We start from the raw sequence: 1,217 nt of genomic DNA, 5'->3' as shown, positions 1-1,217 counted from the left end.
TTGAAATCTCTCTTAATTTTTATTAGTAAATAAGATGCGTTTTCCCTACCCCTAATGCCATCCTAAATGTTTTAGCTGGCGCGCCCATTTCTGCTGAAAATATTGCTGCGTACTCTGCTTCAAATTCTGTCCAAGGTATCATGTTCGCCATGATTACCCAACGGTTATCTGAGGCTAGTTTTCCCCCAAAGGGTAGTTCAAAGTCTTCTGCTACTGTTTCTTGCTTTTGCGCTTTTCGATACATACCAACGCAACTTGCTACAAGGGTTTTTACCTATTTTATCCTTTTTCCTTGCACTTTATTCTCTTTTATCCCCCCAAATCTCTTGATTTATCTAGGTTTTTTGTTTATTCTGCAAGCCCTAATTACAGTTTTTTAAATAGTTAAACAGAGTTAATTGGTTATATTCTGCTCCAACCAAGCCACTAAGTCAGACACATTGACAAAATCTAAAAATGCTTCTCCCAATACTTCCAACTGTTCAGTAGATAAGACTTGAATGCGCTCAATTATTGATGAATCTATTTCTCCAAATCGCCGATTTAACTGACGATTCAAAAAACGCAAAGCTTCTTTTTGCTCTCCTTTTTTCTCTCCCTTCTGCAAAATATCCTGATAAATCACTGATTCTTGCATAATATCCTCGCTCAATAATTGACGAATCAAATCTTTGTCAAACTTCAAGCCTGCTAAAATCTCTGTGTAAGCAGCAGTATTTCTTCTTGTCTCGATATCTGGAATTTTAGCAATTTCTTGAGCAATCTGCGATAACAAGACTTGGGCTGAATCTGTCCGGGTTAAGGGTGCTAAAGGTAATAATGCTAAATTACCCAGAAATAGTCCTGGATCTTGTTCCCACATTCGTATGATTCGATAACGGTGGGTTGTGACTTCACTGACATATTCTGTGGTAAAAGCAATTTCGTCCCTTGTTTCTTGCAAGAAAATTACGACTTGTGTAACGGGAACTTGATATTTCCGGGTTAATCTGACGTAATAATCTAGCATCCGCAAAGCAATCGGTGTTTGGGATTTAATTGTGGTTTGAAATTCTAGGTGTAAAATCCGATTTTCCGTTTGCAGAAAGGTCACGGAATCAGCGCGTATCGGTTCAATACTCAATTCGGTTTTTAAGATTTCAATTTGTTGTGGTTCTTGAGTTAATAAGTAATCAAACAAAATTAATTACACAAATTAATATACAATATAATTTAGG

1 protein-coding gene and 1 pseudogene are annotated in these 1,217 nt (G+C 36.7%); both read right to left on the bottom strand.

Features of this window, described 5'->3' with window-relative positions:
• Nucleotides 1–49: 49 nt before the first annotated feature.
• A pseudogene (locus tag ACM0OR_RS28265) lies at nucleotides 50–244 on the bottom strand (IS5/IS1182 family transposase); the annotation flags it as partial.
• 150 nt (nucleotides 245–394) lie between these two features.
• Nucleotides 395–1,180 carry an Rpn family recombination-promoting nuclease/putative transposase gene (locus ACM0OR_RS28260; protein ID WP_414579720.1) on the bottom strand — a complete coding sequence of 262 codons (786 nt, stop codon included), beginning with the start codon at nucleotides 1,178–1,180 and terminating at the stop codon, nucleotides 395–397.
• Nucleotides 1,181–1,217: the final 37 nt, after the last annotated feature.

The organism is Anabaena sp. CCY 9402-a (assembly GCF_963920945.1).
Lineage (GTDB): Bacteria > Cyanobacteriota > Cyanobacteriia > Cyanobacteriales > Nostocaceae > Trichormus > Trichormus minutissimus.
This window is presented reverse-complemented; position numbering and strand designations above follow the sequence as displayed.